We start from the raw sequence: 7,651 nt of genomic DNA on the forward strand, positions 1-7,651 counted from the left end.
GTATACATGACCGCACCCCGATTCATTTGCCGAAACACCAAAATGCTCTTGCCGAGAGGGGGCCGTCCATACATGACGGGGTGTAGGGCCAAGTAGTCGACTCGCCGCTGCTCCTTCGCCCAACCCCAACCGCCGTCATTCCGGGGCGCTCGCACTTGCGAGCGAACCCGGAATCCCGCAGCGTTCTGCGCTACCGCCTTTCGTCCCAATTTCGAGATTCCGGGTTTGCAATGACGGTGCTTGGGGCTGACCAAGACGACAGCTTGGGTTGGCGCCGTGGAGCCCTTACGCATCGCGATGGCCGGCGCTAAACTGCCGCCATGACGGCATTGCCCTCCTCCCCTCCCCAGCCCCGCCGGCTGATCTGTGCCGGATGCGGGGCGGAGTTTGGCTGTACGATGGATGCGCGGTGCTGGTGTGCGGCGGAGCCGGTGACGCTGCCGATGCCGTCCGATGCGGCGGATTGTTTGTGCCCGGACTGCCTGCGCCAGCTGGCCAAAGCGCACCGGCCGCCGGCAGACGGGGATTGAACGCGTGACGGACTGGATCATCGAGGCGGTGCTGCTCGACATGGACGGCACGCTGGTCGACACCGAGCGCGTCTATCTCGACAGTCTCAGCGAAACGCTCGACGAATTCGGGCTGCCGGACGCGCTCGCCACCTGTCACAGCATGATCGGCCTGCCCGGCCCGGAATGTCAGGCGCTGCTGGTGGCGCGCTACGGCGCTGGTGTGCCACTCGCCGAGATCAACCGCGCTTTCGCGCGCAAGCGTGATGCGCGTTTCGCCACCGGCCTGCCGGTGAAGCCCGGCACGCTGGAGCTGCTCGACACGTTGCAACACGCACGTTGCCGGGTCGCGGTGGTGACCTCGTCGTTGCGCGCCACCGCCGACCAGCATCTGACGCTGGCCGGCATCCGCGACCGGTTCGACACCGTGCTGACGCGCGACGACGTCGCCCGCGGCAAGCCGGCGCCGGATCTGTATCTGCTGGCCGCGGAGCGGATCGGCAGCGCGCCGCGGAACTGCGTCGCGGTGGAGGATTCCAGCGTCGGCGTCGCGGCGGCTGCGAGCGCCGGGGCCATCACCCTGATGGTGCCGGACATGCTGCAGCCCGACGCCGCCACCCGCGGCAGATGCGCCGCGGTGCTGCCCGACCTGCACGCCGTGCTGGCGACGATGCAGCAGCGCGGCCGTTTCGTGCCGGCGCGCGCGCTCACCTGACACCCGCCGCCGCGGAGGGAGCCGGTCAGCACTGGAGCCCGGCTCCGACGCTTGATATGATCTGCATCATTCAAATCGGGAGCACGAGCATGGACGTGGATGGCGGACGACAGCGGCAATACGGCGTGACGCCGGTCGAGGTGATGGCGTCGATGTCCGGTCTCGACTTCATTCGCGCGATGTTTGCCGGCGAACTGCCGGCGCCGCCGATCATGCAGACGATCGAGCCGTTCGACGAAGTCGCCGAACTCGGACTGATCGTGATGTATTCGCAGCCGGGGCTGCGGCACTACAATCCGATCGGCTCGGTGCACGGCGGCTACGCCGCGACGCTGCTGGATTCGGCGATGGGCCTGGCGGTGCAGAGCATGCTGAAGCCGGGCCAGGGCTACACCACGCTGGAGTTCAAGATCAGCTTCATCCGCGGCATGAGCCAAGACAGCGGCGTGATCCGCACCGAGGGCCGCACGCTCAATGTCGGCCGTCGCGCCGCCACCGCGGAAGCGCGGATCACCGATCGCGGCGGACGGCTGCTCGCGCACGCCACCACGACCTGCCTGGTGTTCGACCTGCCGGTCGGAACTGCATCGGCGCCGTGACGTTGTCTCCGGCAACTCACAACAACTGCCGGAGTGATCATGTCGCTCGCCCGCGACCGGACGAAGCCGCACGTCTTTCGTTTCGACGACGACGGGCTGGTGCCGAACAACACGCTGCCGCTACTGATCTACAAGCAGGCGGTCGATGTCGCGCGGCCGGATCCGGCGGCGGCGATCGAGGCGATGTTCGCGCGCAACGGCTGGGGCGAGCAGATGTGGCGCAACGGCGTGTTCGACTACACGCATTATCACGCCACGGTGCATGAAGCGCTCGGCGTCGCGCGCGGCCATGCGCTGGTGCTGTTCGGCGGCGAACAGGGCGAGGCGATCGAGCTGAAGCCCGGCGACGTCGCCGTGCTGCCCGCCGGCACCGGCCACAAGCGGCTGTTCGCATCGCATGATTTCGAGGTGGTCGGCGGCTATCCGCCCGGCGCGCAGATGCAGGTGACGCGGCCGACGCCGGCAAACTATCAACGCGCGCTGAACAGCATTCCGCAGGTGGCGCTGCCGGACAGCGATCCGGTTGGCGGCAGGGATGGGGCACTGATGGGGTTGTGGAAGTAACAGCGCCGAGTCCCTGCGCGCGTCGCCCTCACCCCAACCCTCTCCCGCAAGCGGGAGAGGGAGCGCGCAGCGGGCGGGGATGGGCAGCGTTGCCACAAGCGCGGCCTAACCTCTCCCCGCGCGCGGGGAGAGGTCGGATTGCGCAGCAATCCGGGTGAGGGGGCGTCTCCGCGCGGCCGAGGGCTTGCTTGTTATCAGAGGCGGGTCAGTGCCTGGGGCTGCCCCTCACCCCACCCCTCTCCCCGCAAGGGCGGGGAGAGGGAGCGCGCTGGGCTCGCGTCGCCCTCACCCCAGCCCTCTCCCGCAAGCGGGAGAGGGGGCGCGCTGCGCGGGGGAGTCGGCTTACTCTTCGTTCTTACCCTCGACACGGCTGGCTTCGAACAGGAACCAGGTGCGCTTTTCGGTTTCGTCGATGAAGTTTTCCAGGAGGCCGGCGGTGGCGGCGTCCTTGCAGTCGTCGACGATCTCGTGGGCCTTGCGCATCGCGGCCGCCATCTTCTTGTTGTCGTTCATCAGCTCGCGCAGCATCTCGCGCGGCGGGACGTAGTCCTCGTCATTGTCCTTGATGGTCTGCAGCTTGGCGATCTGGCCGATCGACTTCAGCGTCACGCCGCCGACCTTGCGGACGCGCTCGGCGAGTTCGTCGGTGGTGGCAAAGATCTGGTCCGACTGCTCGTCCAGCATCAGATGGTAGTCTCGAAAATGCCGGCCGCTGATGTGCCAGTGAAAATTCTTGGTCTTGAGATACAGCGCGAAGGCGTCCGCCAGCAGCGTATTGAGCGCGGCGGAGATCTTGTCGACCGCCTCCTGCGGCAGGTCGGTCGGGGTATCGAGGTCGGAGGCGACGGATTTTGCTTTGCTCACGGCAGTGATCCTGTGCTGGTACGATATTCGGGGGATGGGAGGTCTGCGGCGGGTCGGGACCGAGCATGACAGCCGGGAACTCCGCCGTCTTGCCGAAATTTGCGGTTTTTGTTTCCCTCACGCGGCAAACGCTCTAGACCCCGACAACGCGCTGAAATCCGACGCGTTCCCGAGATGGAACAAAATCGGCCCGAGCTCTGTCCTCCGTGAGGATGCAGACCCGCGCCGCTGCGACGTCGGGCGAACTGCTTATGGTGCTTTGCGAGGCCTGATGGACGACTGGATCGACTATTACGACTCGACCCATACGATCTATGTCAGCAAGCTCCATCGAGACGTGCATTTTGACGGGATCGCAACCGACATCATGGGTTACGTTACCGCGCCCGACGCGACGGTGCTCGATTACTCCTGCGGCGAAGCTCTGTCAGCCGCCAAGGTCGCGGCCGCCTGCGGGACGCTGATCCTGGCCGAACCAGCGCCGGGGGTGCGCGGCCGGCTGAGCGCGCGGTTCGCGCATCATCCGAACATCAAGGTGCGGGCGCTCGACGAGTTGCCGGCGTTGCCGGACGGCTCGATCGACCTCGTGGTGATGAATTCGGTGGCGCAGTACATGAAGCCGGACGAACTCGACCGGGCGCTCGGTGTCGTGCGCCGGCTTCTGAGCCGCTCCGGCAAGCTGGTGCTCGGTGACATTCTGGATCCCAAGGTCGGCATGGGCCGCGACGTCGCCGCGCTTTTGAAGATGGCGGCCCGCCACGGCTTCCTCACTGATGCGCTGTGGGGCCTGGCGCGGACGGCGCTGTCCGACTATCGCCAGCTCCGCACCAAGATCGGCCTGCAGCGGTACAGCGAGGCCGAAATGCTGGCCAAGCTGAAAGCCGCCGGCTTCGCGGCCGAACGGGCCGAGCGCAATGTCGGGCACAATCCTTGGCGGATGTCGTTCGTGGCGAAGCCGGCGGGCTGAGTCACTGCCTGGGGCGCCCTCACCCCCCCCCTCTCCCGCAAGCGGGAGAGGGGGCGCTCAGTGCTCGGGGTGGGCGTAGCGGCCTGCACGGGCCGGCTCCCTCTCCCGCTTGCGGGAGAGGGGTGGGGTGAGGGTGACGCGCAGACTGACTTGGCGTTATACAACCACACTGAGCCGCTTCGCCGCCCTGGTGATCCCGGTGTAGAGCCAGCGTGCCCGCGAGTCCTGGAACGCAAAGCTTTCGTCGAACAGCACGACGTCGTCCCATTGCGAGCCCTGGCTCTTGTGCACGGTGAGCACATAGCCGTAGTCGAACTCGTCATAGGGCTTGCGCTGATCCCAGCTGATCTCCTCGATGCCGCCGGCGAAGCACTCGTTGCGCACCGAGACCTTGGTGAGGCGGCCGCCAAAATCTTCGTCGGGAGTCACCCGCATGGTGATGATCTTGGTCTTGATCGGCGAGCGCGATTTGACCCGCCACAGCCCGCCGTTGAACAGCGCCTTCTTGCGGTTGTTGCGCAGGCACACCAACTTGTCGCCGCCGACCGGGAACGGATCTTCGATGTTCAACCGCTGGCGGAAGCGGGCGTTGTAGGCGCGCCGCGTGTTGTTGCGGCCGACCAGCACCTGGTCGGCGTCCATTACCCGCTGCGGATCGAGGCTGTCGCGCGTTACCACCTCGGTCTCGCCGTAGCGGCCGAGTTCGAGCCGCCTGCCCTCGCGCACATCCATCGACAGTCGGACGATCGGATCGTCCTGCGCCTGGCGATGCACCTCGGTCAGCATCACGTCGGGCTCGGCATTGGTAAAGTAGCCGCCGCCCTGGATCGGCGGCAGCTGCGCCGGATCGCCGAGCACCAGCAGCGGGCAGTCGAACGACATCAGGTCGCGACCGAGTTCCTCATCGACCATCGAGCATTCGTCGATCACGATCAGCTTGGCCTTCGACGCCGGCGCGTCGTCCCACAATTCGAAGCTGGGCTGCTCGACGCCCGATTCCTTGGTGCGATAGATCAGCGAATGGATTGTCGAGGCGTCGTCGCAGCCCTTGTTGCGCATCACCAGCGCCGCCTTGCCGGTGAAGGCGGCGAACTTGACCTCGCCCGACACGCCCTCGGCGATCTCGCGCGCCAGCGTGGTCTTGCCGGTGCCGGCGAAGCCGAACAGCCGGAACACCAGCGGTGTGCCGTTACGGCCAGGCTTGGCCTTGAGCCAATCGCCGACGGCTTTCAGCGCCGCGTCCTGGATCGGGGTGAAGGTGGTCATGCAGTCTCACGGCGAATGGCGCCGCGGGCGCACCCGCAGCGACTCGATGGCCGGCAAGCTAGCCTATGGCGCGCTCAGCGCAAGCCGCCGCCGCATCGGCGCGCTCGTCGATCTCGTCGGTCCAGACCTTGAAGCTGACCAGGGTGTTGGGACCGAAGGTCTGGGTCAGCGGCACGTCGGCGGCGTCGCGGCCCTGCGCGATCAGCACCCGGCCGAGCCGCGGCACGTTGTTGCGCGGATCGAAGGTGTACCAGTGGCCGCCGATGAAGGCTTCGAACCAGCCGGCGAAGTCACCGGCCGCCCACGGCTTCGGCGTGCCGACGTCGCCGAGGTAGCCGGTGCAATAGCGCGCCGGAATATTCATGCAGCGGCACAGCGCGATCGCCAGATGCGCGTAATCACGGCACACGCCGCGGCCTTCCTGAAACGCCTGATACGCGGTGCGCGTGGCGCTGGCGTGCTGATAGTCGAACTTGATGTGGTTGTGCACGAAATCGCAGATCGCCTGCACCCGCGGCCAGCCCGGCGTCGTCGTCTCGAACATCTTCCAGGCGGTGTCGGATAACAGATCGGTCTCGCAATAGCGGCTACCCAGCAAGTACACGATGGTCTCGGCCGGCAGATCCTCGATCGCGTGCTGGATCGCCGACGGCACCACAGGATCGGGCACGCCGGAATCGCGGACGATGCCGTCCGCCGCCAGCCGGACGCGGCCGGCCGGCGCGACCATCCGGCTGCACCAGTTGCCGAACATGTCGCGATACGGCGTGATCTGCAGCGGCGGATCGACAGTCAGAAAATCGGGAACGATGACGTCGGAGGCGCGACTGAAATGGGTCCCGAGCACCACGATCATCGGCGTTGGCTGCACGAAGTCGTAGATCATCTCGTAACCGACGCGGAGTTTCATGGTGATGGTCTCCGCAGGCGCCGTGGGCCGATCGGAATTGATCGCCGGCTGCCTGCCTTAATTGGCGATGAGTGTGCCGAAAAACAAGCCAATACGCCGCACGCGGTTCGCAGCCGACGAATTCGATGGCTATCGCGGGCGAAAAGGCGCAGCATCCGCGTCAATCGTGGGGCGCGAAACAAACGGCCGACGCACGACGCAGCGGCCTCAAGGAGCGTCCATGACCACGCGCACACGCCGAGAAACCATCGTCTTCGTGCATCCGTTCAGGCTCCGCGGTCTCGATCGCGAACTACCTGCCGGCGCCTACGACATCGTCACCGACGAGGAACTGATCGAAGGCCTGTCGTTTCCGGTGTTTCGCCGGGTCGCGACGATGATTACCGTGCCCTGCGCGCCGCCGCATCACAGCGCGGTCGAGATGATCGCGATCGACCCCGACGCCGTCAGCGACGCTCGAAACGCCGATGGCGACATCCGCCCATCCTGACGCGCTCTCGCGGTACGGCAATACGAGGACAATCCATCATGGCGTTCACCAGCGGCAGCTTTCAGGGCTACGACGAGGATCGCTCGGTCGTGCTGTTTTCGATGATCAACGGTGACAGCGAAGTGCCATGCGCGATCAGTGCCGACGCGATGGATTTTATCGACGGCGCCAAGCGCACCGCGCCGGCGCAGCGCGAACAGCAATTCATGCGGCTGCGCGCCAGCATCGAGAGCCGCGCCGAGCGGAAATTCGCCAGAGCGGAGCTGGAAGGCCGGCCGGCCGGCATCATCCTGCGCAGCATCGACTTCCGCTGACGCGGCGTCGGCGCTGCGCCTTGCGCTCGCCGGCGAGGCTTCCTCCGCGTTTGACTTTTGCCGCGCTCTTGCCATCTGTCGCGGGATGAAGGAGCGATCGATGCGACGTGTGGCGAGTTGGCTGTTCTATGCGATCGGTGCCCTCGCCTGCGCCTATCTGGCGCTGTACGCCTATTCGGTCCTAACCGCGCCGAAGCTGGTCCCCGGCGACCCGATCAAGATCTTCCGCAACCCCGACGCGCCGAAATATTCGTAAGCCCCACGCACCGTCATTTCCGGGGCGCGCAGCGCAGCTGCGCGAACCGGGAATCTCGATATTGGGCGAAGGCCGGTGCCGCACAACGCTTCGGGATTCCGGGTTCGCGCGCGAAGAGCGCGCGCGCCCCGGAATGACGGGGGGGGGGGTGGGCCGGAAAGAGAGAGCGCCGCGCACCGCCCCCCACCCCCCCCGTA

General features: G+C 66.4%; 10 protein-coding genes. 7 read left to right on the forward strand and 3 right to left on the reverse strand.

The features are described from left to right. The first annotated feature begins 534 nt into the window (after window positions 1–534). The 3 genes from D4Q52_RS25755 (at window position 535) to D4Q52_RS25765 (ending at window position 2,387) form a co-directional block, all read left to right on the forward strand. Complete coding sequence (locus D4Q52_RS25755) at window positions 535–1,224, forward strand: HAD family hydrolase (RefSeq protein ID WP_234831326.1); 690 nt, start codon at window positions 535–537, stop codon at window positions 1,222–1,224. Between the two features lie 89 nt (window positions 1,225–1,313). After that, on the forward strand, window positions 1,314–1,823 hold the full coding sequence (locus tag D4Q52_RS25760) for a PaaI family thioesterase (RefSeq protein ID WP_119859442.1): 510 nt from the start codon (window positions 1,314–1,316) through the stop codon (window positions 1,821–1,823). A gap of 39 nt (window positions 1,824–1,862) precedes the next feature. Next, the gene (locus D4Q52_RS25765) at window positions 1,863–2,387 is read left to right on the forward strand and encodes a hypothetical protein (protein WP_119859449.1); all 525 of its coding nucleotides are present in this window, start codon (window positions 1,863–1,865) and stop codon (window positions 2,385–2,387) included. Window positions 2,388–2,729: 342 nt separating this feature from the next. On the opposite strand, the gene D4Q52_RS25770 is transcribed toward D4Q52_RS25765, so the two are convergent. After that, window positions 2,730–3,251 (reverse strand): Dps family protein, encoded by a 522-nt coding sequence (locus D4Q52_RS25770; protein ID WP_119859443.1) that lies wholly within the window; start codon window positions 3,249–3,251, stop codon window positions 2,730–2,732. Window positions 3,252–3,522: 271 nt separating this feature from the next. On the opposite strand from D4Q52_RS25770, the gene D4Q52_RS25775 reads away from it, so the two are divergent. Continuing rightward, on the forward strand, window positions 3,523–4,218 hold the full coding sequence (locus D4Q52_RS25775; protein ID WP_119859444.1) for a class I SAM-dependent methyltransferase: 696 nt from the start codon (window positions 3,523–3,525) through the stop codon (window positions 4,216–4,218). Between the two features lie 156 nt (window positions 4,219–4,374). Here the strand turns inward: D4Q52_RS25775 and D4Q52_RS25780 are convergent, their stop codons facing one another. Together D4Q52_RS25780 and D4Q52_RS25785 are read right to left on the reverse strand one after the other, a co-directional pair. Beyond that, window positions 4,375–5,484, reverse strand: a complete 1,110-nt coding sequence (locus D4Q52_RS25780) for an ATP-dependent DNA helicase (protein WP_119859445.1) — start codon at window positions 5,482–5,484, stop codon at window positions 4,375–4,377. Window positions 5,485–5,542: 58 nt separating this feature from the next. Next, window positions 5,543–6,394: a transglutaminase-like domain-containing protein gene (locus tag D4Q52_RS25785; RefSeq protein ID WP_119859446.1), complete on the reverse strand. Its 852-nt coding sequence runs from the start codon at window positions 6,392–6,394 to the stop codon at window positions 5,543–5,545. 220 nt (window positions 6,395–6,614) lie between these two features. Between D4Q52_RS25785 and D4Q52_RS25790 the strand changes: the two genes are divergently transcribed. From D4Q52_RS25790 to D4Q52_RS26615, 3 genes are all read left to right on the forward strand, one after another. After that, window positions 6,615–6,884 carry a hypothetical protein gene (locus D4Q52_RS25790; protein WP_119859447.1) on the forward strand — a complete coding sequence of 90 codons (270 nt, stop codon included), beginning with the start codon at window positions 6,615–6,617 and terminating at the stop codon, window positions 6,882–6,884. A 38-nt stretch (window positions 6,885–6,922) separates the two neighbouring features. Continuing rightward, window positions 6,923–7,198, forward strand: coding sequence for a DUF1488 domain-containing protein (locus D4Q52_RS25795; RefSeq protein WP_119859448.1), 276 nt, complete (start codon window positions 6,923–6,925; stop codon window positions 7,196–7,198). A 100-nt stretch (window positions 7,199–7,298) separates the two neighbouring features. Next, the gene (locus tag D4Q52_RS26615) at window positions 7,299–7,454 is read left to right on the forward strand and encodes a hypothetical protein (RefSeq protein WP_182915449.1); all 156 of its coding nucleotides are present in this window, start codon (window positions 7,299–7,301) and stop codon (window positions 7,452–7,454) included. The last annotated feature ends 197 nt before the right edge of the window (window positions 7,455–7,651 follow it).

The sequence above is a fragment of the Rhodopseudomonas palustris genome, assembly GCF_003591005.1.
In the GTDB taxonomy this organism is placed as follows: Bacteria; Pseudomonadota; Alphaproteobacteria; order Rhizobiales; family Xanthobacteraceae; genus Rhodopseudomonas; species Rhodopseudomonas palustris_K.